Source organism: Polynucleobacter cosmopolitanus (assembly GCF_002224225.1).
In the GTDB taxonomy this organism is placed as follows: Bacteria; Pseudomonadota; Gammaproteobacteria; order Burkholderiales; family Burkholderiaceae; genus Polynucleobacter; species Polynucleobacter cosmopolitanus.
Genome location: NZ_NJGG01000001.1, coordinates 695976 through 720996 on the forward strand (window position 1 = coordinate 695976; position 25021 = coordinate 720996).

General features: G+C 40.0%; 30 protein-coding genes. 26 read left to right on the top strand and 4 right to left on the bottom strand.

What is annotated here, in order from left to right:
* Position 1: 1 nt before the first annotated feature.
* The 5 genes from AOC33_RS03585 (at position 2) to hemL (ending at position 3974) form a co-directional block, all read left to right on the top strand.
* Positions 2 to 1438 carry a THUMP domain-containing class I SAM-dependent RNA methyltransferase gene (locus AOC33_RS03585; RefSeq protein ID WP_089515198.1) on the top strand — a complete coding sequence of 479 codons (1437 nt, stop codon included), beginning with the start codon at positions 2 to 4 and terminating at the stop codon, positions 1436 to 1438.
* A 59-nt stretch (positions 1439 to 1497) separates the two neighbouring features.
* Positions 1498 to 1731, top strand: a complete 234-nt coding sequence (locus AOC33_RS03590) for a hypothetical protein (protein ID WP_089515199.1) — start codon at positions 1498 to 1500, stop codon at positions 1729 to 1731.
* A gap of 3 nt (positions 1732 to 1734) precedes the next feature.
* Complete coding sequence (locus AOC33_RS03595) at positions 1735 to 2118, top strand: type II toxin-antitoxin system death-on-curing family toxin (RefSeq protein WP_089515200.1); 384 nt, start codon at positions 1735 to 1737, stop codon at positions 2116 to 2118.
* Between the two features lie 27 nt (positions 2119 to 2145).
* The gene (locus AOC33_RS03600; protein WP_088812539.1) at positions 2146 to 2316 is read left to right on the top strand and encodes a rubredoxin; all 171 of its coding nucleotides are present in this window, start codon (positions 2146 to 2148) and stop codon (positions 2314 to 2316) included.
* A 365-nt stretch (positions 2317 to 2681) separates the two neighbouring features.
* Positions 2682 to 3974, top strand: coding sequence for a glutamate-1-semialdehyde 2,1-aminomutase (gene hemL, locus AOC33_RS03605; RefSeq protein WP_089515201.1), 1293 nt, complete (start codon positions 2682 to 2684; stop codon positions 3972 to 3974).
* 224 nt (positions 3975 to 4198) lie between these two features.
* Here the strand turns inward: hemL and AOC33_RS03615 are convergent, their stop codons facing one another.
* Positions 4199 to 4471 carry a hypothetical protein gene (locus tag AOC33_RS03615; protein WP_089515203.1) on the bottom strand — a complete coding sequence of 91 codons (273 nt, stop codon included), beginning with the start codon at positions 4469 to 4471 and terminating at the stop codon, positions 4199 to 4201.
* A 93-nt stretch (positions 4472 to 4564) separates the two neighbouring features.
* Here AOC33_RS03615 and AOC33_RS03620 point away from each other — a divergent pair, with 93 nt between their 5' ends.
* Positions 4565 to 5398, top strand: coding sequence for a symmetrical bis(5'-nucleosyl)-tetraphosphatase (locus tag AOC33_RS03620; RefSeq protein ID WP_089515204.1), 834 nt, complete (start codon positions 4565 to 4567; stop codon positions 5396 to 5398).
* A gap of 80 nt (positions 5399 to 5478) precedes the next feature.
* On the opposite strand, the gene AOC33_RS03625 is transcribed toward AOC33_RS03620, so the two are convergent.
* Both AOC33_RS03625 and AOC33_RS03630 read right to left on the bottom strand, forming a co-directional pair.
* On the bottom strand, positions 5479 to 6597 hold the full coding sequence (locus AOC33_RS03625) for a Fic family protein (RefSeq protein ID WP_089515205.1): 1119 nt from the start codon (positions 6595 to 6597) through the stop codon (positions 5479 to 5481).
* 96 nt (positions 6598 to 6693) lie between these two features.
* Positions 6694 to 8199 (bottom strand): cryptochrome/photolyase family protein, encoded by a 1506-nt coding sequence (locus tag AOC33_RS03630; RefSeq protein WP_089515206.1) that lies wholly within the window; start codon positions 8197 to 8199, stop codon positions 6694 to 6696.
* A gap of 122 nt (positions 8200 to 8321) precedes the next feature.
* Between AOC33_RS03630 and AOC33_RS03635 the strand changes: the two genes are divergently transcribed.
* The 7 genes from AOC33_RS03635 to AOC33_RS03665 all read left to right on the top strand — a co-directional run bounded on the left by AOC33_RS03635 (position 8322) and on the right by AOC33_RS03665 (position 13032).
* The gene (locus AOC33_RS03635; protein ID WP_180738089.1) at positions 8322 to 8738 is read left to right on the top strand and encodes a nucleotidyltransferase substrate binding protein; all 417 of its coding nucleotides are present in this window, start codon (positions 8322 to 8324) and stop codon (positions 8736 to 8738) included.
* Complete coding sequence (locus AOC33_RS03640) at positions 8725 to 9039, top strand: nucleotidyltransferase family protein (RefSeq protein WP_089515208.1); 315 nt, start codon at positions 8725 to 8727, stop codon at positions 9037 to 9039. The genes AOC33_RS03635 and AOC33_RS03640 overlap by 14 nt, the downstream gene beginning before the upstream one ends.
* 55 nt (positions 9040 to 9094) lie before the next feature.
* Complete coding sequence (locus AOC33_RS03645) at positions 9095 to 9697, top strand: YqgE/AlgH family protein (protein ID WP_089515209.1); 603 nt, start codon at positions 9095 to 9097, stop codon at positions 9695 to 9697.
* Positions 9697 to 10068, top strand: a complete 372-nt coding sequence (gene ruvX / locus AOC33_RS03650; protein ID WP_089515210.1) for a Holliday junction resolvase RuvX — start codon at positions 9697 to 9699, stop codon at positions 10066 to 10068. Before AOC33_RS03645 ends, ruvX begins: the two co-directional genes overlap by 1 nt.
* A 129-nt stretch (positions 10069 to 10197) precedes the next feature.
* The gene (locus AOC33_RS03655; RefSeq protein WP_089515211.1) at positions 10198 to 11412 is read left to right on the top strand and encodes an ATP-binding protein; all 1215 of its coding nucleotides are present in this window, start codon (positions 10198 to 10200) and stop codon (positions 11410 to 11412) included.
* 32 nt (positions 11413 to 11444) lie between these two features.
* Positions 11445 to 11957 (top strand): bifunctional pyr operon transcriptional regulator/uracil phosphoribosyltransferase PyrR, encoded by a 513-nt coding sequence (gene pyrR, locus AOC33_RS03660; RefSeq protein WP_089515212.1) that lies wholly within the window; start codon positions 11445 to 11447, stop codon positions 11955 to 11957.
* 100 nt (positions 11958 to 12057) lie between these two features.
* Complete coding sequence (locus AOC33_RS03665; RefSeq protein WP_089515213.1) at positions 12058 to 13032, top strand: aspartate carbamoyltransferase catalytic subunit; 975 nt, start codon at positions 12058 to 12060, stop codon at positions 13030 to 13032.
* A gap of 142 nt (positions 13033 to 13174) precedes the next feature.
* On the opposite strand, the gene AOC33_RS03670 is transcribed toward AOC33_RS03665, so the two are convergent.
* Positions 13175 to 13540, bottom strand: a complete 366-nt coding sequence (locus AOC33_RS03670) for a hypothetical protein (RefSeq protein ID WP_089515214.1) — start codon at positions 13538 to 13540, stop codon at positions 13175 to 13177.
* 674 nt (positions 13541 to 14214) lie between these two features.
* Between AOC33_RS03670 and AOC33_RS03675 the strand changes: the two genes are divergently transcribed.
* From AOC33_RS03675 to AOC33_RS03735, 13 genes are all read left to right on the top strand, one after another.
* On the top strand, positions 14215 to 15219 hold the full coding sequence (locus tag AOC33_RS03675) for a glycosyltransferase family 2 protein (RefSeq protein ID WP_245835576.1): 1005 nt from the start codon (positions 14215 to 14217) through the stop codon (positions 15217 to 15219).
* Between the two features lie 119 nt (positions 15220 to 15338).
* Positions 15339 to 15938, top strand: a complete 600-nt coding sequence (locus AOC33_RS03680; protein WP_089515215.1) for an ATP-binding cassette domain-containing protein — start codon at positions 15339 to 15341, stop codon at positions 15936 to 15938.
* A 39-nt stretch (positions 15939 to 15977) separates the two neighbouring features.
* The gene (locus tag AOC33_RS03685) at positions 15978 to 16721 is read left to right on the top strand and encodes an ABC transporter permease (RefSeq protein WP_180738090.1); all 744 of its coding nucleotides are present in this window, start codon (positions 15978 to 15980) and stop codon (positions 16719 to 16721) included.
* 87 nt (positions 16722 to 16808) lie between these two features.
* Positions 16809 to 17834: a DegT/DnrJ/EryC1/StrS family aminotransferase gene (locus AOC33_RS03690; RefSeq protein WP_281252754.1), complete on the top strand. Its 1026-nt coding sequence runs from the start codon at positions 16809 to 16811 to the stop codon at positions 17832 to 17834.
* Positions 17824 to 18690, top strand: a complete 867-nt coding sequence (locus AOC33_RS03695; RefSeq protein ID WP_089515218.1) for a glycosyltransferase family 2 protein — start codon at positions 17824 to 17826, stop codon at positions 18688 to 18690. Before AOC33_RS03690 ends, AOC33_RS03695 begins: the two co-directional genes overlap by 11 nt.
* Positions 18691 to 18829: 139 nt before the next feature.
* On the top strand, positions 18830 to 19057 hold the full coding sequence (locus tag AOC33_RS03700; RefSeq protein ID WP_089515219.1) for a phosphopantetheine-binding protein: 228 nt from the start codon (positions 18830 to 18832) through the stop codon (positions 19055 to 19057).
* On the top strand, positions 19057 to 20112 hold the full coding sequence (locus tag AOC33_RS03705) for a ketoacyl-ACP synthase III (RefSeq protein WP_089515220.1): 1056 nt from the start codon (positions 19057 to 19059) through the stop codon (positions 20110 to 20112). Before AOC33_RS03700 ends, AOC33_RS03705 begins: the two co-directional genes overlap by 1 nt.
* A 3-nt stretch (positions 20113 to 20115) precedes the next feature.
* Positions 20116 to 20853, top strand: coding sequence for an SDR family NAD(P)-dependent oxidoreductase (locus tag AOC33_RS03710; RefSeq protein ID WP_089515221.1), 738 nt, complete (start codon positions 20116 to 20118; stop codon positions 20851 to 20853).
* Positions 20850 to 21578 carry an SDR family NAD(P)-dependent oxidoreductase gene (locus AOC33_RS03715; protein ID WP_089515222.1) on the top strand — a complete coding sequence of 243 codons (729 nt, stop codon included), beginning with the start codon at positions 20850 to 20852 and terminating at the stop codon, positions 21576 to 21578. Before AOC33_RS03710 ends, AOC33_RS03715 begins: the two co-directional genes overlap by 4 nt.
* Position 21579: 1 nt before the next feature.
* A complete protein-coding gene (locus AOC33_RS03720) occupies positions 21580 to 22206 on the top strand; it encodes an acetyltransferase (protein ID WP_089515223.1) in 627 nt (208 codons plus the stop codon).
* 19 nt (positions 22207 to 22225) lie between these two features.
* Entirely contained in the window at positions 22226 to 23347 is a 1122-nt protein-coding gene (locus AOC33_RS03725) for an aromatic ring-hydroxylating oxygenase subunit alpha (protein WP_089515224.1), read from the top strand.
* Positions 23340 to 24422: an aromatic ring-hydroxylating oxygenase subunit alpha gene (locus AOC33_RS03730; RefSeq protein ID WP_180738091.1), complete on the top strand. Its 1083-nt coding sequence runs from the start codon at positions 23340 to 23342 to the stop codon at positions 24420 to 24422. The genes AOC33_RS03725 and AOC33_RS03730 overlap by 8 nt, the downstream gene beginning before the upstream one ends.
* Complete coding sequence (locus tag AOC33_RS03735) at positions 24419 to 25021, top strand: LbetaH domain-containing protein (RefSeq protein ID WP_089515226.1); 603 nt, start codon at positions 24419 to 24421, stop codon at positions 25019 to 25021. The genes AOC33_RS03730 and AOC33_RS03735 overlap by 4 nt, the downstream gene beginning before the upstream one ends.

Below are 25021 nucleotides of genomic sequence, written 5' to 3' on the forward strand. Positions count from 1 at the left end.
AATGAAGTTTTTTATTGTGTGTCCACGTGGGCTTGAGATTCCTTTGGCAGAAGAGCTAAAGGAAATTTCTGAGCGCTCTGAAGTCAAAGCTCTAGGCGCATGGGTCATTGATCCTCCGCCATTAAATAACACCGGTGGTTTAGGTGTTGCGGGTCCAATGTCAGTGGCTTTGGCGATTAATTTGCATTCTCGAATCGCCAGCCGTTGTTTGTTACAAATGACGCATGTGGCATATCGCAAAGAAGATGATATTTACAAAGCAGCTCGCTCTTTGTCTTGGGAAGATTGGATCACTCCTGATCAAACCATGCGGGTTGATTTAACCGCGCATCGCTCACCACTCACAAGCTTGAACTTTGTCACTCTCAGAATCAAAGATGCGGTGTGCGATCGTTTAAGAGAAGTCAAAGGTGCGCGTCCCAATATCGATACTGAATTGCCCGACGTTCGAGTGCAGGCCCATTTAACTGCGACTCATGCCACGGTTTATTTGGATACCAGCGGTCAGTCTTTATTTAAGCGCGGTTGGCGTGATGACAAAGGTGCAGCCCCTCTCAAAGAAAATTTAGCCGCTGGTATTTTGGCTTTGACAGGATGGAAGCCGGAGCAACCTTTGTTTGATCCTATGTGCGGTAGTGGTACTTTTTTAATTGAAGCCGCTTATAGAGGTTTAGGTATTCCATCGGGCTCGATACGTGCTGGGTTGATGAACCCTCAACAAGATGCATCACAATCGGCGCAGGATCATAACCAAGCTGTGAAGTCTGTAGATAAATCTGAGCCTTCTAAATTTACCCGTTATCGCCCAACGCGTGTTGATTTGGTGGGTGCTGATCAAGGGTTTGGGTTTCAGAGATTAAAGCCATTCAATACGCCTGATTTAAAAAAGCAGTGGGATGGTTTGTGTATCGTTGCCAAGAAAAATATTGAGCAAGGTTTGGCCAATGCTAATAAGCTCAAGATGGCTGCTTGTGACATTAATGAGAACATGATCGCAATTGTTAAAAACAATTGGAAGCGTGCTGGCTTGCCTGCGCAATCAGGTGTTTTGTCGAATGTTCGCCAAATTGATGCTTTGGTGGCTAAGTCACCGTTTGCAGAGCCAGGCGTGATGCTCTTTAATCCTCCATATGGCGAGCGTTTAGAGATCAAGGGTGGTCGTGATGGCAGTGAGCGTGTCAAAGGTCGTGGCGCGCGTGATGCTTTGCCAAAGAACAATAACTCACCAGAGTTCATGGAGTTTTTAAATCAGTTCGGTAAGCATCTCAAAGATAACTTTCAAGGTTGGCAAGTGGATGTTTTAACAGCCGATATGGGTTTACCAGGTCAAGTGCGCATGAAAGAGTCTAAGCGCACGCCCTTATTCAATGGTCCATTAGAGTGTCGCTTGTTCAGGTTTGATATGAAAAAGCCGGATGCTTCATTAGGAAATTCATGAATTTCGGCATGGGTAAAATTTCTTGATACGTCAAGAAATATCATGATAAAATTGTCTTTATGAAATCAAAACCATTAAAAGAAAAGTTTGCGTCCCAAGCTTCTCCCGAGCTTTTGGCAGCCATGAGACAAATGGCTGAGGAGGAGGGTAAGCAATTTCAAGCTTTATTGGATGAGGCAATGAGAGAGTTTTTGGAGCGCAGAAGCGCCAATAAGCCTCGTCAACACGTCATGGAGCAACTTGGATTAAGTATTCAAGAGTTCGACAGTCTGTACGAAAAGTTAGCCAAGTAACGCATGGCAAAAATTGATTATTTAAGCACCATTGAGGTGATGGCAATTCATGCCATCATGATTAAAAAATATGGTGGGGCATCAGGAATAAGGGATCTCGGTGCCTTGGAGTCTGCATTATTCAGACCTCAAACTGGATATTACCCTGACATCATTGCTCAAGCAGCAGCTCTCATGGAGAGTTTAGCAATCAATCATCCATTCTTAGATGGTAATAAAAGGGTGGCGTTTGCAGTTGTCGATGTGTTTCTTCGAATAAATAATTGTCAATTAGTCGCTGAAAATAACAAAATTTATAAAGAAATGATGAAGATGTTTGATCATCAAATGTTTGATTACGATCATATTGAGCCTTGGTTAAGAAAACACGTTGGTACAAAGCACTAGTAAAATAAACAAAATAGGAAAGAGATTATGGAATTTAAAACTTATATGTGTTTGATTTGTGGCTGGGTCTACGATGAAGAGGCTGGCTTACCTGATGAGGGTATTGCTCCTGGTACATTGTGGAAAGACGTTCCAATGAACTGGACGTGTCCAGAGTGTGGTGCACGCAAAGAAGATTTCGAGATGACAGTGATTTAAGTAATCAAGCTACATTGTTCTAGATATAGCATCACAGAGCCACTTTTTAAAAGTGGCTTTTTAATTATTTTGACGATCTTATTCAAAGGTTTATATGTCCAATCATGAGTCGGGTGTAAAAATTGATATCAATTCCTCAGTCCAATCTTCAGATTTAGAATTGTGGCGTCAGAAACAAATCCTAGAGGGTATTGCTGAATCTTGAAATGAGGACTATGCAGACGAGGAATCTGTAAAGAAAGTATTTAAAAACATTAAATAATTCAGTATGACTAGAGATGCTATTACTCAAAAGCACATATGAATCAAGAAAATGGCCAAATTCGTTATAGTGTTGGAAGTTAAAAATAATTAAAGATTGAATCATGAGCAAAAACGAAGAACTATTCCTCCGAGCCCAAAAAACCACACCTGGTGGCGTTAACTCTCCAGTCAGAGCATTTCGTCAGGTGGGTGGTGTGCCACGCTTTATCAAGCGTGCGCAAGGCGCTTATTTCTGGGATGCAGACGATAAGAGATATATCGACTGTATTGGCTCATGGGGTCCGATGATTGTCGGTCATGCTCATCCTGAAGTTGTAAAGGCTCTGCAAGAGGCTGCGGTTCATAGTTTTAGTTATGGCGCTCCAACTGAAGGTGAAATTGTGATGGCAGAGCGTATCTGTCAATTGGTTCCTAGTATTGAGCAAGTACGTTTGGTTTCCAGCGGTACAGAAGCCACGATGAGCGCTTTGCGTTTGGCGCGGGGTTTTACTGGCCGTGATCTGATCATTAAATTTGAGGGTTGCTATCACGGTCATGCTGATAGCTTATTGGTCAAAGCTGGGTCAGGCATGTTGACCTTCGCTGATAGCACGCAAAATGCACCATCATCAGGTGGGGTCCCACAAGATCTAGTGAAGCATACATTGGTGCTGCCATTCAATGATGTAGAAGCGCTTGGGGTTGCATTCAAACAAAATGCTGGCAAGATTGCAGCGTTGATTGTTGAACCAATCGCGGGCAATATGAATTTGATTCAGCCAAGCTCTGCCTTTGTTAAAGCAATGCGTGATCTCACTACCAAAGAAGGTGCTGTGCTGATTTATGACGAAGTGATGACGGGCTTTAGAGTGGCTTTGGGTGGCGCACAAAGTTTGCATGGCGTTAAACCAGATTTAACTTGCTTAGGTAAAGTCATGGGCGGTGGTATGCCAATGGCTGCCTTTGGTGGTCGTACTGACATCATGAATAAATTAGCCCCCTTAGGCAATGTTTATCAAGCCGGTACTTTGTCTGGCAATCCATTGGCAGTAGCTGCTGGGTTGGCCAATTTAGACATTATCACTAGATCTGGTTTTTTTGATTGCCTGACCACTCAAACTAAAAAGTTTGTGAACGGTATGCAAGAAAGGGCCAATCAGGCAGGAGTTCCATTCTCAGTCGATAGCGTGGGCGGTATGTTTGGTTTGTATTTCTCTAAAGAGGTGCCAACTTCGTATGCTGCAGTGACTGCTAGTGATATTGAAGCTTTCAAGAAATTCTTCCACTTGATGCTAGACAATGGTGTGTATTTAGCACCATCTGCTTATGAGGCGGGTTTCTTATCAATTGCGCACGATGATGCAGTTCTAGATGAAATGTTCAAAGCAGCAGAAAAATCATTTGCCGCTATGTAAGAACATCATAAAAGCGAGCAAGATTGTCATCATAGAGAATGAGCTCGCACAAATAAGGATGGATAATTTAGTGCCAAGATCGGCGATTGATTTTTCAAGACGAATTCCGACTGAATCAATTTTTTGATTCAGTTTAATGAGCATTAAATCAATGTTGTCTTCTATTTGAGTCATGTCTTTCGTTGTGGCTAGGTCTTGGTGAGAGTTAAATCTCATGATATTTTTTATCGATGTAAGAAAAACATCAGGCCAATCATCACTGTTTGCACTCCAATGATGACACCCAATAGTTGCATGAACAAAGTGTGGATAGATCTTGCGAGATCTTCTTTTGTAGTTAGATGCTTTATTTCATCTTTTGTTGCTAGTTTTTCTATATCAAAGCACTCAAAGGCGCCACAAGAAAAATAAGTACCCGGAGCGATACCTTTTGCTTGTTCTACAGAAAAACCTTTTTGTTCAAGGGAGTCTGCAAAGAGTAAAGAATTGAATTTCATTGAAGATTTGCTTGGTTATCGGAATAGCATCTTATGCTTTTTATAATAGAAAAACAAATCAACAAAATCATCACCCATTAAACTAAGGGGTATATGAACGATATATTTGCCATAGGAGATGTTCAAGGCTGCAATCAGCAGCTGAAGCAACTCATCAAAAAATTACCCAAAGACTCAAAAATCATTTGTGTGGGTGATTTGGTGAATCGTGGCCCAGACTCTTTAGGTGCTTTGCGAACTCTTAAGGCATTGCAGGAGGTGGGACAAGCAGAATGCATCTTGGGTAATCATGACTTACATTTGCTGGCCAGAGATGCAGGAATACGCGGCCCCAAATCATTGGATACCTTGGATGACATCCTTAAAGCACCCGATCGAAAAGAATTGATTGATTGGTTAAGACATCGCCCGATGGCTTTGTACAGCGGCAAAGAAAACTTAAATACTCTTTTTGTGCACGCAGGGATTTTGCCGCAGTGGAGTGTCACTAAAACTCTTGAGTTGGCCCATGAATTAGAAAAAGTCTTGCGACATAAAAATTATGCCAAGTCCTTGATTGAAATGTATGGCAATACACCTAATCAATGGAATGACAAACTCAAAGGTGCAGAGCGCTTAAGAGTCATCATTAATTCATTCACACGCTTGCGCTTTTGTACTGCCAGAGGTGTGATGGAGTTTGAGAGTAAAGAAGGTGCTGGTGATGCACCCAAAGGTTATATGCCTTGGTTTGAGGTTCCGAACAGAAAAACTCAAGATGCCAAAATTGTTTTTGGTCATTGGTCTACTTTGGGACTACTCAAGAAAAAAAATGTGGTCGGCTTAGATACTGGCTGTGTTTGGGGTGGTCAGCTGACTGCCATGTCCTTGGGTAAGAGGCCTCAGTTTATTCAGTTGCCTGGATTAAAAAGACCCGTTGGGCTCTGATAGATTCGAAAAAGATTCGAGTATAGAAATGCACTTATCTTAGATAAGTCAAACTAAATGACTATCAAAGTTCATTTGAATCACGGTTTATTTAATTCATAACTGGTACTTCTTCCACCAGAATCTGATTTCACTAAAACGCCTCGCTCTAATAAATTGGCGATGTCTCGCAGTGCGGTGTCTGAGGAACATTTTGCAATGATGGCCCACTTGCTACTGGTGAGTTTTCCATCAAAACCATCAAGTAATTTATTCAGTAGTTTTATTTGTCGTTCGTTCATCGGTATTCCAGAACAACGCTGCCAAAAATTAGCTTTAAACAAAGTGACAGAAAGATCTGCTTCTGCAACTTGAATGGCTGATAGCAAACTGCTCAAAAACCAACTGAGCCACTGAGTCACATCCATTTCACCTTTTTGAGTATTCTCTAAAAGGTCATAGTAATTTTTACGATCGCGTCCAATTTGTGCAGATAGACTATAAAAGCGCTGCGTGGATCCATCAGCTCGAGCTAATGCCATATCTCCAATAGCTCTTGCGATTCGACCGTTACCATCGTCAAAGGGATGCAGTGTCACAAACCAAAGATGAGCCAAACCTGCCTTGATGATCGGGTCGTGTTGTTGATCGACATTGAACCAAAGTAAAAAATCCAGCATTTCTATTTGCAAGCTTGATGCGGGTGGTGCTTCAAAGTGGATTTTTTGCCGATTGACTGGACCTGAAACAACTTGCATCGATCCTTTGGCATCGTCACGCCATGTACCAACCAATATTTTAGATAAGCCGCTATAACCGGTTGGAAAGAGAGCTGCATGCCAAGCAAAAAGTCTTTCTTGCGTCAAATGATTCTGATGATTTTGGGTGGCATCTAAAACCATATCAACCACACCATCAATGTGACGATCTGTGGGAGTTACAGCTCCGATATCAATACCTAAACGTTGAGCAATCGATGAGCGCACTGAGTTTGGGTCTAGTTTTTCCCCCTCAATCTCGCTGGTTTTTAGAACATCTTCTGTAAATACCCTCAAAGATTCATGATCTCGTAAAGGAATACCTACATGATGTAATCGCCCCAATAGTTGACCTTGGGCTTTATAGACTTGGGTCAGCAAACTGTTGAGTTGCTTGATGTCGTATTCCCAATGAGGCCATCGAGAATCTTGCCAAATGTATTTTTTATCTCCGCTATTCATGCGGTGATTATAACTCATATTGGCAATAAGTCAGCTATTCACCGCATTTATTGCGGATAAAAGCGCTTTATTTACCGAAAATTTGGTTTTTTTACCTTATGCGGTTTCTTTCTTAACCACCGCATACCTGATCAAGGTATTTTTTCTAGCCTCGTCATGCTGCACGATTGGTGGCGGATAATCTCGGCCCAAACGAACGCCTGCGAGATCCAATTCAATATCACCCGCTAACCAAGGGGCATGAATCGCTTTCTTGGATAGTTTAGATAACTGCGGTAAATACTTTTTAATGAATTTACCTTCTGCATCAAATTTTTCAGATTGGGTGATGGGATTAAAGATGCGGAAGTAGGGTTGTGCATCACAACCGCTAGAAGAGGCCCACTGCCAACCACCATTGTTGGCGGCAAAGTCAAAGTCATTGAGGTGGTCTGCGAAGTATTGTTCACCCCAGCGCCAATCAATACCTAAATCTTTGATCAAGAAGCAAGCCACGACCATGCGCAAACGATTGTGCATGTAGCCACTTTGATTGAGTTGATGCATGGCTGCATCAACCAAAGGGTAACCAGTTTTACCTTCACACCACGCTTTGAATAACTTTTGAGCTTTAGCGCCGCTTTCCCAAACAATCTTGTCGTAATCAGGTTTGAATGATTGGTGACCAGCTGTACCGTGAATCAGTGATTTCTTGCCCAAGGCTGGAGCGAGCCTTGGGTGATTGCTCAGAATCATGAAATAGAAGTCACGCCAAATCAGCTCTGATAACCAGATCGTCGCACCCATGCTGCCAGCCAACATTCTATGGTGCGCTTCGCGCACCAGTGCTCGAATAGAAATTGTGCCAAAGCGAGAGTGAACTGATAAATAGCTGGGTCCTTTGACCGCTGGAAAGTCACGGGTGGCGTGGTATTGATCCATGCGATCTAAGAACTGCTCAAACAGTTCGGATGCACCCGACATACCAGTGGGTAAATATGATTCAATCCCGGTAGGTTCAAAGCCCATCGATTCTAGTGATGGGAAAGGAAGATTTAATGCTTTTGGTATTGCTGCAAATTGGCCACTATCTAAATCAACAGCATACGCATCAAGATCAGAGGCTTGAAGTTTTTTAAGCCAGGCATTTTTAAATGGTGTGAATACAGAGAACACTCCGCCTTGTCCTGTGAGTACTTGTTGATGCTCAAAGATCACTTGATCTTTGTAGCCATGAAAAGCAATATCTTTTACTTCAAGTGCGAGTGAAATTAAACGATCTCGCTCTATGGCTGCAGGCTCGTAATCTTTATTGGTGTAAACCGCTTGAACACCTAATTCGGTGGCAAGCTGTGGAATGATGTCGACTGCTTTGCCATGACGCACGATAAGTCCGCCACCTTTGCTTTGTAGTTCAGTGTTGATTTCTTGTAATGATTGCCAAATGAAATCAATGCGACGATCTTTTTTAAGGCCTCGATCTAAGAGGTGAGACAAAATGTCCGTATCAAATACAAACACCACCCAAACTTGCTTGCAAGCTTTCAAAGCCATGCGCATGGCATGGTGGTCATGAAGTCTTAAGTCACGGCGAAGCCAGACCAGGCCTGTATTAGATGGCATAAGATTGGTTTGAAATGGTCAATGTTTGATTCATCTTTGAATGATAGCCATCTTTAGAAAAAGGCGCATGACACTATTTAAAATATGTCACAATCAAGCATTAACTCACTGATCTGTGAATCATGACCATTCTTGACCTAAGCTCACTAAAAAAAGCCATCTCAAAGCTTGATGAAGGCCTTGCTAGATACAACCTCAATATTGGCGATGATCAATTAAGAGATGGTTTAATCCAGCGGTTTGAGTTTACCTATGAGCTATCACACAAGATGTTAAAAAGATATCTTGAGATGAGTAGCCCCAATCCTGATGAAATTGATCAAATGGATTTTCAGAATTTAATCAGAACTGCTAATGAACAAGGCTTGCTTTTAAGTGACTGGCCTATTTGGAGAACATACAGGGATCAGAGGGCTAGAACTAGTCACACGTATGATCAAGAGGTGGCTGAAAAAGTTTTGACTATCATTCCGCAGTTCTTAAAAGAAGCCCAATTCCTCAATAGCGCTATTAGCGAGAGAATAATTGAAGCCAAATGATCTTTTAGTAACTCCTGAGCAGTGGGAAATTATTAGCGATATTCTCAATAGAAATTTTGATATTGATGAAGTTTTTGCTTTTGGTTCTCGAGTCAAGGGTCAGCCCAAAAAGTTTTCAGATTTGGATTTGATGATTAAAGATAGCAATAGTTTTAATTTAGAAAAACTTGCTTTGTTATCTGAAGAATTTTCAAGCTCAGATTTACCATATAAAGTTGATTTGGTGCTTTGGTCAGAGATATCGGATGATTTTAGAAAAATCATTGAGAATCAATCTCTTTTATTGTTTCCTCATAAATAAATTTAAGCCAATTATTGCCTTAGTTTGTTTTGGACTATTCATATAAAATTTACCTATGACCCAAAAAACAGGGGATGTTCAGCATCTCGCCAATCAGTTCTTAATTGCTATGCCTGGCATGGTGGATGAGAACTTTGCTGGATCTGTTATTTACCTCTGTGATCACTCCTCTACTGGTGCCATGGGCTTGGTCATTAATAAGCCTACTGATGTTGATTTGGCCACTGTTTTTGACAAGGTCGATCTCAAGTTAGAAATTCAAACCAAAGCCACTGAGCCTGTTTATTTTGGTGGTCCTGTGCAAACCGATCGTGGCTTTGTATTGCATGAACAAAAGCAGGGTGAGCACACCACGCATTACAACTCTTCATTGAGAATTCCAGGTGGCTTAGCCATGACCACTTCTAAAGATGTTTTAGAAGAAGTGGCTGCTGGTCATGGACCCTCACGTTTTTTAATGACCTTGGGTTATGCGGGTTGGAGTGCGGGCCAGCTCGAAGATGAAATCGCTCGCAATGGTTGGCTGAATGTTCCAGCGCCGACAGAAGAAATGGCCCACATCATTTTTGATACGCCTGATGAATACAAGTATCAAAATGTTTTAGGCCTATTGGGCATTGATATTGGTTTTCTTTCAAGTGATGCGGGTCATGCCTGATGACAAAGATTATCTTGGCCTTTGATTTTGGAGAAAAGCGAATTGGTGTGGCTGTTGGTAACACCATCACCAAAACTGCTGAAGACTTGAAGATCATTCAAGAGAAAAATCAAGACGAAAAATTTAAAGCAATAGAGGCACTTATCCAAGAATGGCAGCCACAGTTACTGGTGGTGGGTTTACCCACCCATCCGGATGGTGCAGAACATGAGATGACTCTAAAAGCTAAACGCTTTGGCAATCAACTGCATGGACGTTTCCAAAAAGAAGTGGTTTGGGTGGATGAGCGCTATACCTCTGTTTCTGTTCAAGATGGTAATGATGCCTTGGCAGCCCAATTGATCTTGCAGCAGTATCTGGATCAGACATAAGCTGAATTTCCACTATAAATTGGGGTTATAGTTTTCAGTTTTATTGATTTATATAGATATTTTTCATCTATTTTATGTAAATCCTCTTTTAAAAAGTGTATTTACATAAAAATAAGCTTATAATAAGCCATGATTCCTCGTTTAATGGCCTCTACATTATTAAGACTATCTAAAACTTTTCCAGTTTTAGGAGTCACTGGTCCGCGTCAATCTGGCAAGACCACACTCGTCAGAGAGTTGTTTAAAGATAAGCCTTATGTGTCTCTTGAAGATCCTCAAGAGAGAGCATTTGCAGAAGAAGACCCTAAAGGATTTTTAAAGAGATTTGAAAAAGGTGCCATCTTTGATGAGGCTCAAAGATGGCCAGATTTGTTTTCTCACTTACAAGGCATGGTGGATCAAGACCGTGTACCTGGTCGGTTCATTGTCACGGGATCTCAGCAGTTCAGTTTGCTTGCTGGTATTACTCAATCCTTGGCTGGACGTATTGGCATGACTCGTTTATTACCATTGCAAGGATTAGAGTTGGCTCGAGATCATCAAAGCAAATTAGATCAACGTCTTTATGTTGGCTCATATCCAGCTATTCATACCACGCACCAAAACTCTCCTGAATTACCTCATGCATCACAAGATTGGTTTGCCAGTTATGTGCTTACATACATTGAGAGAGATGTAAGACAACTCATCAATGTTCAGGACTTGGGAGTATTTCAACGTTTTATTCAGTTGTGTGCAGCAAGAACAGGACAGCTGCTGAATGTGGCATCACTGGCCAATGAAGCCGGTGTCAATGAGACAACTACAAGGTCATGGCTATCTGTATTGGAAAGCAGTGATCTGGTGTATTTACTGAGACCTTATCACCGTAACTTCGGCAAGCGTTTAGTGAAGTCTCCCAAGTTGTATTTTGTTGATACAGGTTTGGCGGCCTGGTTATTGGGTATTCGGGATGAGGCGATGCTAAATCTGCATCCTATGCGTGGTGCTTTATTTGAGACGTATGTGGTGATGGAACATGTCAAACATCGATACAACCAAGGATTGCCTGCTGATATTTATTTTTGGCGAGACAGTAATGGCGTGGAAGCTGATTTGGTATACGAAGTCCCGGTACAGGAAGATGGTCAAATAGTACAAAAGTTACAAACCATTGAAATTAAATCAGGTTCAACGATTACTACTGACTTTGTGAAGCAAGGTAAAAAATCAAATCAATTTGCAGGTCTAGACGCCATGGCGCCTGTTTTGATTTATGGTGGTGATGAATCATTGACTCGTTCAGGTATTCACTTTCAGTCTTGGCAAGATTTGTTTCAGTCACATCAAGCAACAAAAGAGTAATATCAAAACAATACGCACACAGTGAGATAGTCATGTCATCCATTCCTAACGCAGAAGACCTTTATCAAACTCTTTTAAATCAATTAAAAGAACAAAAGAAGATCAGTCCTGATTTTCAATTGGCTGGTTTGGCCAGTGGTGGCGCTTGGGTGGCGGAGCGCTTGGCGAAAGATTTGGGTTTATCTGCTCATGGCGTGATCAATGTGTCATTCCATCGTGATGACTATGCTGAAAAAGGCATCAAGGCTCTCAATAGCTCTGAAGGTATGTCTACCAAATTACCTTTCGAGGTAGAGGGTGCTCACATCATCTTGGTCGATGATGTTTTAGATACTGGCAGAACCGTTCGAGCAGCTCTCAATGAGTTATTTGACTATGGGCGTCCAGCCAAGGTTGATTTGGCTGTTCTTGCAGATCGTCATAGAAGACAGTTACCAGTTGATGCCACTTTCAAGGGGGCTAAGGTCAAAGTGGCTGATGAGCAGATTTTGGTTTTAGAGCAATTGGATGATGGGCGCTTTAGCTTTAGCGCTGAGGCTCAATAAAGAGTTAAACAATAGTTAAGCAGAATCAATAAAAATTCAGTAAATAAACAAAAAAAGCCAACATAAGAACCAACATAAAAGATTAAAATACTGACCTAAGATGCCAAAAACCTCTAAGACTGCCAGCCAACTACAGCTCAATAATCAAGGCGAGCTCACTCATTTGTTGACCTTAGAAGGTTTATCTAAAGAACATATTCTTCATATCCTCGATACAGCACAACAATTTGTGGCTGTGAGCGACTCAGATCGAGAAGTTAAAAAAGTTCCCTTGCTGCGCGGTAAGAATGTTTTCAATCTCTTCTTTGAAAACTCTACCCGTACCAGAACCACTTTTGAAATCGCTGCCAAGCGCTTATCAGCTGATGTGGTTAACTTGGATATTCAAACATCCTCAACAGCCAAAGGTGAGACTCTGCTCGATACCATTGATAACTTGGTGGCGATGCAGGCTGACATTTTTGTGGTGCGTCACAAGACCACGGGTGCTGCTGTGGAGGTTGCTCAACATTTACCACCGCATGTGCATGTGATCAATGCAGGTGATGGTACCAATCAGCACCCTACGCAAGGTCTACTTGATATGTACACCATGCGGCATTACAAGCAAGACTTCACAAAGATCAAAGTAGCCATCATTGGTGACATTGTTCATAGTCGTGTGGCCAAATCAAATATTCATGCACTGACAACTTTGGGTTGCCCAGAGATCAGAGCGATTGGTCCTGAAAGTTTATTACCTAAAGACCTGAACATGATGGGCGTCAAAATCTTCAATAACATCGAAGAAGGTTTAAAAGATGTTGATGTAGTGATGACCCTCCGAATTCAAAAAGAGCGCATGGAAGCAGGCCAAGTGCCTGAGGGTGATGCCTTCTTCAAGCAGTGGGGTCTAACTAAAGAAAGACTTCAGTTAGCAAAGCCTGATGCGATTGTGATGCACCCAGGCCCAATGAACCGTGAGGTAGAGATTGCCAGTGAAGTGGCCGATGGCCCGCAAGCGGTGATCCTCAAGCAAGTGACGTTTGGTATTGCAGTGCGCATGGCTGTGATGTCGATTGTGGCGGGGAATTAGATTCCTTAATAAGAACGTTAATGAAAATATCGATAAAAACATCGATAGAAACAATTAAGCTGAGATTAAAAAAGCCAGTTCAAATTTTTGAACTGGCTTTTTCGTTAATGAGGTTATTAAGACAATGAAATCAGCGAGGCAATTAGCAAGGATCAATTTTGATCGTGCCAAACGGAAAGTCTGATGGTTGAAATGATATTTTTACTTCATACCCAATCTTGGTGATGGCATGCAGTAATCTTAAAAATTCAACATGCTTGTGATCGCCATTAAAAAACTGCATTGATTTTTGAGAGTTCAGGCCTAGGCTACCCATGCAAGTTATGGCATTAAGATTCTTCAGTTTGGCTTTTTGAATGAAGAACTCGTAGGTGCGGTTCTTTGCGGCAATCATTGAAGCAGGTTTTTCATCATGCTCTAATTCAGAAACCAAGGCTGCATTCATCGCAGCTATTTGCTCATGATTAACACCTGTATCTCTTGGGAAATACTTCATACGAATACCCATAATGACTCCTCTTTCTGTTGGTTAATTAGAAGAAAGAGCGTAACAAGTTATTGAGGGTTTGTATGTCGGCTACTTCGGATTTTGTTGTAGGAAATTTCTTACAGGAAATTAAAAAAGTTCCATCGCAGTGCGGTAAGAATGTTTTTAAACTATTTCTTTGAGTGCTCTATCTTTTCCCTACCATTTTTAAAATTGCTGCAAAGCGCTCATCAGTTGATGTGGTTAACTTAGATCTTCAAACGTCATCAAAAGCCAAGGGTGCATCATCAAGCTACTGATGGCGTTTAAGTGCAGCACAACCATGACCTAATAAATGTTTTGTGACTGAGTCTGGTTTATGATGGTAACTCGATGATTCGATACGGAGGACTTGAGCCCATTCCCAAAGGAAAAGCTTCTTTGGGTGGTGAATCAGATACCTAAAATCATTCAAGACAAATCATTGTGATTTCATTTAGCCTTAGGTGGATATGTTGATAGTTCTAAATGATTTAAGCTTTTGGACTTTCTTTGTGAAATATTATCCAGACATATAATTTCTATAAGTATAATTGAACAACGAATACATAAACATGCAGGTGTAGTAGAGAGTTATTCAATCTAAACCTAAAAATTGTTTCGAGTTGCTTTTGCTGTGTGTAAATCGGTTGAAAATTAGGTGAAAGTTATAATAAGTGAATGATTCTATTGAAAATAATAGTGGTGCAGTATCTATTTATGCTAATGCCACTGCCACTGCCACTGCCACTGCCACTGAAAATGACCCCTTAGTAGCGATTTTTTTGTGTACTTATAACGGGGCGCGTTTTTTAGCTGAGCAATTAGACTCCATAAGTTATCAAACTCATCGAAACTGGGTAGTTATTGCAAGTGATGATGGTTCTACTGATCAAACTTTAGAAATACTACAAAAATATCAAGCCAATTGGCCTGCTGGAAAATTGACCATCAGAAATGGTCCGCAAAAGGGCTTTTGTAGAAATTTTCAATATTTAACATCAGATGAAAGCATATCAGCTGATTTTTTTGCATTTTGCGATCAAGATGATGTGTGGTTGCCAGAAAAGTTGACAAGGGCGATTGATGTTTTGAGGGGTATTTCCACTAATATACCTGCTGTTTACGGAGCAAGGACTGTGTTAATTGATGAGGAGAATGCATTACTGGGTTATTCCCCAATTTTTCCTTTAACCCCCTCCTTTAAAAATGCCTTAGTGCAAAGTATTGCAGGAGGTAACACAATGGTCTTTAACGGTGCAGCTAAGAAAGTGATTTCGATAGATTCGCGATACGAAATAGTCAGTCATGATTGGTGGGCCTATTTGGTCGTCACCGGGATGGGCGGTAAGTTTATTTATGACCCAGTTCCAACAACTTTATATCGTCAACACAAAGCCAATATCATTGGCGAAAAAAAAGGTTTTTTAAGAAATTTTTCACGCTTCAACTCCCTTTTATCAGGTAATCTACAAAAATGGATTGAGGGTAGAAATGTAGCGCTTGACTCAATTGCAAATCTATTAACACCCGAAAATCAGTTCACGTTTAAACAGTTTTGTCAGCTAAGACGGGCTCCGTTCATCGTGCGATTGTGGGGTTTGAAGAAATTGGGAATTCATCGTCAGTGCACAAGTGAGAATATGGCTTTTTATCTTGCTGTGTCATTTGGTAAAATTTAACTTATTTCTAAAACTCATCGATTGCATCCCTAGTGAAACAACCCTTAGTCCACCTTTCAAATATTGCAGTTACTCTGTACAAGAATTCATCTGATAATTTTTCTTTTAAAAAATTATTAATGACGCAACAATTTTTACCGGAGACGGTTTCTATTTTAAGCGACATCTCCTTAGATATTTATGAAGGCGATATTTTGGGTATAGAGGGGTCCAATGGGGTTGGAAAAACTACTTTACTTTCAGCGATTGCAGGTATTCTCCCGATTTCTTCAGGAATCCGTGAGGTACGCGGTAAATGCCTGCCCTTATTGGGTTTAGGGCACGTTTTTCACGGTGATTTAGATATAGAAAAAAATGTGCAGCTCTGGGATACTAGTTTTAATTCTCAATTTGATCTGAGCTCTAAGTTTGTCGAGGATGTAATTGAAAAGGCTGGCTTAAGTATTGGCAAGACCACCTTGCTGCGCGCTTTATCTTCCGGCATGAAGTCACGTCTTGCATTTGAATTGGCAATGAGAGACAAGGCTGATATTTTGTTATTGGATGAGGTATTTTCTGTTGGAGATGCTCAATTTCGCGAGCAATCTACCTCTAAGATCAAGGAAAAACTCAAGACACTAGGATGTGCAGTCATCGTTTCTCATGATCGTAAGGTGTTGGAAGATAACTGCTCGAAAATTATTCGAATTAAAGATGCGAGGACAATTGAGATATGTTGATTGATTTCATGAATGAAAATATATATATATTTTTTAAATATGGCACAAGAATTTAATTCCAAGCAAATTAAGAGTTTTACGCTTTTACTTTTGTCGCTTCAGAAGAAAAACACCATACTCGGTTTTGCAATTAGCTTAGTGCCGATGTTGGTGACAGCTTTTTCAATTGAGCTTTTTATTGGCAAGATTATTGGTGGTGAAGTCCATGCTGATGGCATGAAGGGCATAAATGCGATCTTTTTTATTTTCTTTAGTAATGCTATTTTGCAATCAACCGAAGCCTTAAAAAATTACGGTACGATTATTAAGAGCTCGTATTTACACCCAGCAACGGTAATGATTAGTGAGAGCTTGCTGCAATACGCATCCTTTATTGTTTCTTTTTTGGTTTTAGCGCTCGCTTTTAATATTTCTTTTGAAAAGAGCGCGCTGCTCATTCTTTTATCCTTATTATTAGCTTTGTATACCTTAGCTGTAACCAACTGTCTTTTGGTGGTTTCTTCGATCCTAGAAGATTTTGGCCGAATTCTGGGCATCATTTTCCAAATGCTTTTTTGGATCTCGCCCATCCTGTATTCGGTCCACATGATCAAGTCAGACCTAGTTTATATCTTTATGGCCAATCCCTTTTATATTTTCTTTGAGCTCATTTCTCTGATTTTTTCACCCCAATCCTTTGACCACCATCTCTTTTGGTGGGGCTTGGGTTCATCCCTAACTTTTTTGGCTGCACTTTATTTATTATTAATGAATTTGCGAAAAAAGATTCTGGTTTTTCTGTAGGCTTTACGAAGTTTAGAATTATTTATGTCTATAAGTCTTTTCCGCCCTTCTGTGCCTCCACTGTCTGCCTATTTGCCATATCTGGAGATGGTAGAGTCCAATCAGATGTATTCCAATTTTGGACCCCTCCATGATCTTTTTTCGAAAAGGCTGTCTGACTATTTTCTTCTTCAGCCAAGTCAAATAGAGTTATTCTCAAATGGCACTATGGCCCTGGTTGCTGCATTGCATAGCTTAAAAATTGCTCAGCGCCCTTATTGTCTTTTACCATCTTGGACTTTTTCTGCCTCTGCTCAGGCAGTAGTTGCTGCGGGATTGATACCAATCTTTGTTGATGTTGATGAAACTACAATGCAATTAAACGCAGAAATCTTACATTCGGTTTCTGAAGAAATACTTAAAAAAACATCTGTAGTATTAATTGTTTCTCCATTTGGTGCGCCACTCAATTTAAGTGGCTTTAAAGAACTCTCAGAACATTTTGGCATGAAGGTTCTTTGTGATTGTGCTGCGGGATTTGATGCGGTTCAGCAGATTCAGTTTCCAACGGTGATATCAATGCATGCAACTAAAAGTTTTGGCATTGGTGAGGGGGGAGCACTTCTTGGTTTGGATGAAGAGTTAATTGCTAATGCTAGGGCTTATAGTAATTTTGGCTTTATGGGTGGTCGAGAGTCTAGGACGTTAGGTGTTAATGGGAAATTGTCTGAGTTTCATGCCGCAATAGGACTTGCCGCGCTAGATTTGTGGGCGGAGACTAGAAGCGGATATTTTGTGCAGGCCACGCAGTACTTAAATAATAAAACAGATAGCGATACCTTCCAATTCCAAAATGGGTGGGGTTCAAATTGGATTTCATCTAGCTGCGTTATTAGATTTTCTGATGAAAATTTAAAAAGACATAAGAAGAGTCAACTTTTGACCCAAAATATTTCCACAAGAGATTGGTGGGAGAGTGGCTGTCATTTGCAGCCCGCTTTTAAGAGTTACAAATCTATGGGCTCTTTAAGCAACACTCTTAAACTTGCTTCGGTAACTTTAGGTATCCCTTTTTATCGGGGTATAGATTTTTGTTCGGTTGATAAGATTTTTCAAATACTCAATGATGTCTAGCCAATTATTGGTAAGTATCCTTATTCCTACATTTCAGCAGGAAGAATTTATACAGGCATGTGTAGATAGTGTCTCCAATCAAAAATTTGACTTTGATATCGAAATTTTGGTGGGTGATGATTGTTCAATGGATCGAACTTCTGAAATAGTACAGAAGTTAGCTCAGATTGATCCTCGTATTCATTTATATAAATGGGCCTCTAATGAGGGCGGGCTTAAAAATATAAATAAATTATTGACTCGCGCATCTGGTAAATATATTGCCATATTGGAGGGGGATGATTATTGGCTGAATCTGGAGCACTTGGCAAAAAGTGTGCAGTATTTAGAGAGTCATCCTGACTGCATTTTTACGGCAGCAAATTATTTACATTTAAGTGAAGCCGGGTTAAATCGTTTGCAAAAATTAAACACAAAGTCTAATAAAGTACTTCGTTACTGGCATTTGGCATTGGGTAACTTTATTCAAATGGGAACTATTGTTTATCATCGAATTTACTACCCAAAAATTCCAGAGCCCTATTTTGGACTCTCGCTTGGTGACTACCCACTGATCCTCTCTCTTTTGTCTAAGGGTGCCGGTGTTTATTTGCCGCATGATGCTATGGCTTATAGAATTCACTCTGCTGGCGTTTGGTCTGGTCAGCCCTCGAAGATTCAGGCGGAAAAAACAATAGAGGTGCTCTCCCAGCTGATCAAGCAGGAGGTTGATCCTCTAAACAAAGTACTTTTGAGTAGTTATAAGTCCAAACTTGAGTTGCAAATTGACTTGCGGATGAATTGGAAAAGACTGTTTGGTCTTGGGATTTATACAGCTTTATTCTGCTGCCGTAAGATTATTATAAGATTTCCATAAGACTTGGGTGTGAAAATAGGCCCTCACTTATTAGGTCTAGCTAGATTGATCTTACTTGTATCTTGTTTGTAAGTTTATAGTTGTTATAATCAAAACAGATAAATTTTTAGGTTTTTTGTATTTTTAGGGAGAAACGGCATTGGATTTCGAAGAATTTAAACAAGAGTTTTTAATAGCATGTGACTTTATTGAAGAGCCTGTTTTGGCCGAAGATACCGAATTGGATAAAATCCCAGATTTTGATTCACTAGCAATGTTGGGTGTGATTGTTATGCTGGAGACGCAGTTTGGCATTACGGCATCTGGTGATGATGTAATGCGTTTGAGCACTATGGGTGGATTGCATAAATTTGCAACCAAGCAATAATGACTATATCCATAATCGAAAATGTAGCAGTCAGAGGCATCGTCACGGTTGTGCCAGAGGCGTATATTGATAATTTAGATGTGCCCGAGGATCAATTAAGACAACGTCAACGTTTAATTAAGCACATTGGAATTCGCTACAGACATATATGTCGTAATGGAATGATTTTTTCTGATCTAGCTCAAAAAAGTGTTGAGTATTTGTTGGATGGCCTTGGTTGGGAAGGTGACTCGATTGATGCTTTAATTTTAGTAACCCAGTCGCCAGAGTACACAATACCCGCAACATCCTGTATTTTGCAGGATAGACTTGGATTGCCAACTTCAGTCTCGGCATTTGATATTAACTTAGGTTGCTCTGGGTATACCTATGGGCTCTTTACTTGCGCATCAATGATTGGCAAAAAACGCTTTAAGCGAGTCATTGCCATTATTGGAGATCAATCCGGCTCTGATGGCTCTGCAGATAATGGTTGGGAAGTTTTGTTTGGCGATTCTTGCTCGGCTACAGCATTAGAGTTTGAAGAAGGTGCCTCAGATATGTACTTTGAGGGCAATACTGATGGTTCCGGCTATGACAAGATTATTATTCCCCATGGTGGTCGTCGTCATCCTTTTGGAGCTGACAGCTTACAGCCCATAACAGGAGAGGATGGTATTACACGCTCCCCCATGGATGTCAAATTGGACGGCCCAGCCATTATGAACTTTTCTGTTAACAAGGCCCCCGAATCAATCAACCGCGTACTGGCTTCATTAGGAAAAAATGTGGCAGATATTGATTATTTTGTTATGCATCAAGCAAATAAAATGATCAATGACACTATTAAATTTAAGGTGGGTGGTGTACCAGAACAATGGCCACTTTCGCTTGAAAATTATGGCAATACTAGCTCCACATCTATCCCCATGACAATCACTGGAAATCTTTCAAAAGAAACCTCTGAAGGTAAGGTAAAGTGGCTAACATGTGGTTTTGGAATCGGACTCAGTTGGGGAACTCTCTACTTCGAAACTGATAAGATTTTCTGTCCTCCTCCTATTGAGATTAAATAAAAAATGAAAGAGCTGTTTGATTTCAATGCCAAGAAGTATTTGGTAACTGGAAGCTCCCGCGGTATTGGGGAGGCTGTTGTTAAAGCCTTACTAAGCCATGGTGCTGAAGTTTGGGGTGTTGCTAGGACGAGTTTTGATGAATCCCTTTGCTTGAATGCAAACTTCCATCCAATTATTGCTGACTTATCTTCGTCAGAGTCTAGGGGGCTGATCCTAGAAAATTCACCAGATTCTTTTGACGGCATCTTTTTAAATGCGGGAGCATCTGGAAAAATTAAGCCATTTAACTTAGTTAACGAAGATGAAATGAAGCAATTATTTGAGCTTAATTTTTTCTCCCCATTTTTTCTTTTCCAAGATCTTTATAAGCAAAGAAAAGTAAAGGCTGGAGCTTCAGTTGTAGTGAATACCGCCAGTGGTGTATTTTATGACACTGCTGCATCTAGTTCATATTGTGGTTCAAAGGGGGCAATGCAAGCTGCTTTTAGAAGTGTAGGTGCCGATGTGGCTCGTAGAAATATCCGAGTAAATTTTATAGCCTTTGGGTATGTTGAAACTGAGCTACTAAAAACTAACAACGTGCCCGATACCATCAAGGCTCTTGCCCCTCTGGGTGTCCCCTATCCAGAAGATGTTTCTGGGGGTGTCCTTTACTTATTAAGTGCTGCATCTAAGTGGATGTCAGGAACTACACTGCTTTCTGATTCAGGACTCAATTTAAAGAAGACGGCTTTACTATGAAGAGCTTTATTGATTTGAGCGGCAAATATTTTTTAGTTGTTGGCGCCTCTTCTGGAATTGGCAAGGGGATTGTGCAGGGTTTGGCTGAGTTGGGTGCAAATGTTCACGCTTTATCGCGAAGGGGTTCTGCTGATGAACTTTCTAATCTACCTTCAGTAATGCAGGTGAGCTTGGATGCAACAGACCCCACTGCTATAGGAAATTTTATCAAAGGTGTCGAGATACCCTATTCGGGCTTTATCTATTCTGCAGGCATGCGTGGGAAAAGCCCAATCAATACCATAACTAACAAGCAAGTTAATGAAGTCTTTGATACAAATTTAATGGGTTTTTTGAATTTCATTAAAGAGATGATTAGAAATAAAAAAATCGACACAGGATCTTCAATAGTGGCTATATCCTCGGTTTCGGCGCATATTGGGATCGAGGGGTTGGTCCCGTATTCAGCCTCCAAAGCAGCAATATCATCAAGCGTCAGGGTTTTAGGAAGAGAACTATCTAAGCGTCAAATTAGGATTAATGCAATTTCTCCTGCGATGGTTAGAACACCTATTTTTTTGGATTCCGAACAAGAGTGGCTGAACGAAGTTGAAAAAGGTTATCCACTTGGCTTAGGTGAGGTGGATGATGTGGCGGCAGCCTGCGCCTTCTTTATGTCGGATCAGTCAAAGTATATTACCGGCACTGATCTTTTAATGACGGGTGGATGCCCCTGGCATAGTTGACATGGATTACTTATATATTGTTGGAGCAGGCGGCCTTGGTGTGGAAGTGTTGGATCTCCTAAAAAAAGATTCAGCCTATCAAAAAGAGTGGTCAATTGCTGGTTTTATAGATTCAAGAGTTGAAAAAAAAGGCATGTTAATTGGGGGGGTCCCAGTAATTGGGGGGGTAGAGGATGCTCCTATCCATGGCAAAGCAATTTATTGTAGTGCTATTGGCGATATGGTTCTTAAGAAGCAGTTGGTTTCTGCTCTTATTGCCAGGGGATGTAGATTTATTCCAATAGTAACTAAATGTAACATTGGTGAAGGGTCTATTTTTGGGTCGACCGTTATTCAGCTTAACGCATCTATTTCTGCTTTTGTAAAAATTGGTGACCATGTATATCTAGATACAAATTGTGCTATTGGTCACCATGTTACAGTAGGTGATTATTCGCACATAGGGCGTGGAGTATTTGTTGGTGGTAGAGCAATTATTGGCTCCGAAGTTATTATTCATGCTGGCGCACTTATAGCTAGCGATATAAAAATTGGAAATAACGTCACCATAGGGCTTGGCTCTGTGGTTCTTAGAAATGTTCCGGATGGTGCAACAGTTTTAGGAAATCCTGCCCGCATAATTAAATGATAGCTAATAGGCAACCAAAATGAAGTCAGCAATATTCAGGCCGGAATGGTATACGGAAGCATCATATTTTTATAAGGAAAAAGAAAATCTTTTTAACAGGGTTTGGAATCTCAGTGGTTTTACTAATTCAGTTAAAAGCCCGGGTGACTTCTTTACTCTACAAATTTTTAATCAGGAAATAGTTGTCCATAATATCGCTGGAAAACTAAGGGCTTACTTAAACGTATGTCCTCACCGAGGAGGTCCTCTAGTTGTTGAGAAATTTGGAAATGGTGCGCCTGTATGTAAGTACCACGGTTGGTCGTTTCGCGATGGTGGCGATTTAACGGGGGTATCAAATATTGAATGGTTTAATAATGGCGGCGAAAAAGATTCATGTGGAAAATCTTTAAAGACTTACCCTTTAACAACAATTGGACCATTCATATTTATATTCATTGGTTGCAACCCAATACCTATTGATTTGCAATTTTCTAAGGAGGTTATTGAAACTTTAAGTAGTTACGAGGAGTTAAGTGCATCAATAACTTCAGAATTTGAAGCAAATTTCAACTGGAAATTGAATATGGAAAATGTGAAGGATTTTCTTCACCCTTACTATGTTCACGAGCAAAGTTTTAAGCCTCTATTGGGTTTTGAGCAGGCGGCAACCATCTTAATGAAGAAGTCCGATAAAGTGCCGGGAGAATTTTATAAAAAAACCACTTTGAAAGAGTTGTCATTTATCCAAAGAGGTGAATTCTCAGTATCGGCATCTCAAAGATGGTGGACTAAATTTATAAAAATTACTCAACCTGATAACTGTTTCCAAAATATATTTTTATTTCCAAATGTAAATATGTACTCCGTAAGCGGTACTCATTATGTGGTTCAGCAGTATCTACCTATGTCTCCAAATAAGTTCCTGTATCGACTAAATGTCTCTTTTCCAGAAATCTTGGAAAAATTTGAATCAAAAGATTTGCTTTGTAATCTTTTGGAGATTGAGCGCAATGTAATTAGAGAGGATGAGATAGTTCTTGATAGGTTGCAAAAAAGTATGGAGGCGAAAATGTCTGAAGAGCATTTCGCTCACGGCGATTACGAGAATTACATCATGGAGCAGCAAATTTATATGCGAGATGAGGTTTATTTTGAATAATCAGGTTGGCTATCAAGTAAATCCAAATGACTATTTTGATGAAGATTATTTTAATGAAGAGCTAAGTAATATTTTAAATAAGTATTGGATTTTTTTGTGCCCTGAGAGCATTTTAAAAAAAGAGAATGATTATTTCGTATTCAAAGGCTTTGAAAAAGAGATTGTTTTAAAAAGGGTCTCAGATAATCAAATCGTTAGTTTTAATAACGTTTGTATGCATCGTGGGCATAAACTTTTTTTAGATCCAATAGGTAACTCCGAAACAAGATGTCAATATCATGGATGGCTTTATGGCGGAGATCTTGCCTTAAAAAACATTCCTTGGAATGATAAATGCTATCACCTAAATAAGGATGAGGTATCTTTAGAAAAATTTTGTGAAATTAGGGTGCAGGATGGATGTGTTTGGGGTTATTTTGGTAAGAACGATTCTCAAAATGCACTTTATCCCGCCTCTGAGGTTTCTGAGCAATTGAAATTATTCAATCAGTATTCAAGCCCACCCTTCTCATTAACAGTAAATAAAAAAAAATTTAACTGGAAGCTAATTTTTGAAAATCTTTATGACCGTGTTCATCCAACTTTTTTACATAAAAATTCACTAAACAAAAATTTTGACATTAATTTTAAAGATTACCCTAAAGATTTTTCTGTGGATGGGGTAGAAGATTTTGTTAAGGCAAACATTGAACAAATAGGTAGTCAAAAAAATCAGGATATGAACAACGCTGAAGGTGGAAATTTTCCTCTGTCGGGATACGTAAATGGGCATATTTTTCCTTTCCTGCATTTTTTAACTCCGAATAGCGGCAATACCTTTTCGTATGAATCTTATATTCCTGTAAGTAAAACTGAAGTAATAATTTATACATTTTGGGTTTCCTCATCTTTACTTCCCGCATCTAACCGAATTAGTTTTTTGACTGAAACGCTTAAGGGGGCGTCAAAGGTATTAAATGAAGATTGGGATGCAGTTGAATCAATATCTGAGGTAAAACAAAAGCCAAAAAATTATTATTATGGTGCTCATGAAAAAAGCTTTTACGGCTTAAAAAAACTTGGTCAAAAAAAATGAAGAATTATTTAATTTCAAATCCCTATTTATTGCCAGCTTTCCTTGATGACATTGAGCAATCTAATGGAAAAATTATTGAGTTAAAGTCTGATGATGGCTTTAATTTTGATTTGTCTCAAATTGCATTTTCAGGGGAGGATGATAATTATTTGATTTCTAATGGAAATTTTAGTAATCAAGCTCGATTAACGCTATTCGCCAAACTGATGGAGTGTGGAGTTAGATTGAAACCTTTGATCTGTTCGAAGGCTCTTTGTTCGCCTGGCGTGAAGATTGGAATGGCCTCAGTTATATATTCAAACGTATTAATTGATAGTAATGTATCGATAGGTTTTAATAGTATTGTTGCTCCTAATGTCATGATTGAACATGAGGTAAAAATTGGCAATCACTGTTTTATCGGCCCCAATGTAATTTTAGAGCAAGGGGTTGTTATTGGAAACAATGTCTATATTCATGGAAATTGCAGAATTACTAAAGAGGTAAAAATAGAGCGTGATGTCGTCATTAATGATTCTTACGTCGTGATTAGGGAATTAGTAAAGACTGGAATGATTCTTGATTCAGATATAGGTGATTTTGTTAGGATTCTTCGTTAA

Bases quoted from the DNA above. Each gene is read 5' to 3' on its own strand.
- AOC33_RS03585 (WP_089515198.1), top strand. From the start codon at position 2: ATGAAGTTTTTTATTGTGTGTCCACGTGGGCTTGAGATTCCTTTGGCA.
- AOC33_RS03590 (WP_089515199.1), top strand. From the start codon at position 1,498: ATGAAATCAAAACCATTAAAAGAAAAGTTTGCGTCCCAAGCTTCTCCC.
- AOC33_RS03595 (WP_089515200.1), top strand. From the start codon at position 1,735: ATGGCAAAAATTGATTATTTAAGCACCATTGAGGTGATGGCAATTCAT.
- AOC33_RS03600 (WP_088812539.1), top strand. From the start codon at position 2,146: ATGGAATTTAAAACTTATATGTGTTTGATTTGTGGCTGGGTCTACGAT.
- hemL (WP_089515201.1), top strand. From the start codon at position 2,682: ATGAGCAAAAACGAAGAACTATTCCTCCGAGCCCAAAAAACCACACCT.
- AOC33_RS03615 (WP_089515203.1), bottom strand. From the start codon at position 4,471: ATGAAATTCAATTCTTTACTCTTTGCAGACTCCCTTGAACAAAAAGGT.
- AOC33_RS03620 (WP_089515204.1), top strand. From the start codon at position 4,565: ATGAACGATATATTTGCCATAGGAGATGTTCAAGGCTGCAATCAGCAG.
- AOC33_RS03625 (WP_089515205.1), bottom strand. From the start codon at position 6,597: ATGAATAGCGGAGATAAAAAATACATTTGGCAAGATTCTCGATGGCCT.
- AOC33_RS03630 (WP_089515206.1), bottom strand. From the start codon at position 8,199: ATGCCATCTAATACAGGCCTGGTCTGGCTTCGCCGTGACTTAAGACTT.
- AOC33_RS03635 (WP_180738089.1), top strand. From the start codon at position 8,322: ATGACCATTCTTGACCTAAGCTCACTAAAAAAAGCCATCTCAAAGCTT.
- AOC33_RS03645 (WP_089515209.1), top strand. From the start codon at position 9,095: ATGACCCAAAAAACAGGGGATGTTCAGCATCTCGCCAATCAGTTCTTA.
- ruvX (WP_089515210.1), top strand. From the start codon at position 9,697: ATGACAAAGATTATCTTGGCCTTTGATTTTGGAGAAAAGCGAATTGGT.
- AOC33_RS03655 (WP_089515211.1), top strand. From the start codon at position 10,198: ATGATTCCTCGTTTAATGGCCTCTACATTATTAAGACTATCTAAAACT.
- pyrR (WP_089515212.1), top strand. From the start codon at position 11,445: ATGTCATCCATTCCTAACGCAGAAGACCTTTATCAAACTCTTTTAAAT.
- AOC33_RS03665 (WP_089515213.1), top strand. From the start codon at position 12,058: ATGCCAAAAACCTCTAAGACTGCCAGCCAACTACAGCTCAATAATCAA.
- AOC33_RS03670 (WP_089515214.1), bottom strand. From the start codon at position 13,540: ATGGGTATTCGTATGAAGTATTTCCCAAGAGATACAGGTGTTAATCAT.
- AOC33_RS03680 (WP_089515215.1), top strand. From the start codon at position 15,339: ATGACGCAACAATTTTTACCGGAGACGGTTTCTATTTTAAGCGACATC.
- AOC33_RS03685 (WP_180738090.1), top strand. From the start codon at position 15,978: ATGGCACAAGAATTTAATTCCAAGCAAATTAAGAGTTTTACGCTTTTA.
- AOC33_RS03690 (WP_281252754.1), top strand. From the start codon at position 16,809: ATGGTAGAGTCCAATCAGATGTATTCCAATTTTGGACCCCTCCATGAT.
- AOC33_RS03695 (WP_089515218.1), top strand. From the start codon at position 17,824: ATGATGTCTAGCCAATTATTGGTAAGTATCCTTATTCCTACATTTCAG.
- AOC33_RS03705 (WP_089515220.1), top strand. From the start codon at position 19,057: ATGACTATATCCATAATCGAAAATGTAGCAGTCAGAGGCATCGTCACG.
- AOC33_RS03710 (WP_089515221.1), top strand. From the start codon at position 20,116: ATGAAAGAGCTGTTTGATTTCAATGCCAAGAAGTATTTGGTAACTGGA.
- AOC33_RS03715 (WP_089515222.1), top strand. From the start codon at position 20,850: ATGAAGAGCTTTATTGATTTGAGCGGCAAATATTTTTTAGTTGTTGGC.
- AOC33_RS03720 (WP_089515223.1), top strand. From the start codon at position 21,580: ATGGATTACTTATATATTGTTGGAGCAGGCGGCCTTGGTGTGGAAGTG.
- AOC33_RS03725 (WP_089515224.1), top strand. From the start codon at position 22,226: ATGAAGTCAGCAATATTCAGGCCGGAATGGTATACGGAAGCATCATAT.
- AOC33_RS03735 (WP_089515226.1), top strand. From the start codon at position 24,419: ATGAAGAATTATTTAATTTCAAATCCCTATTTATTGCCAGCTTTCCTT.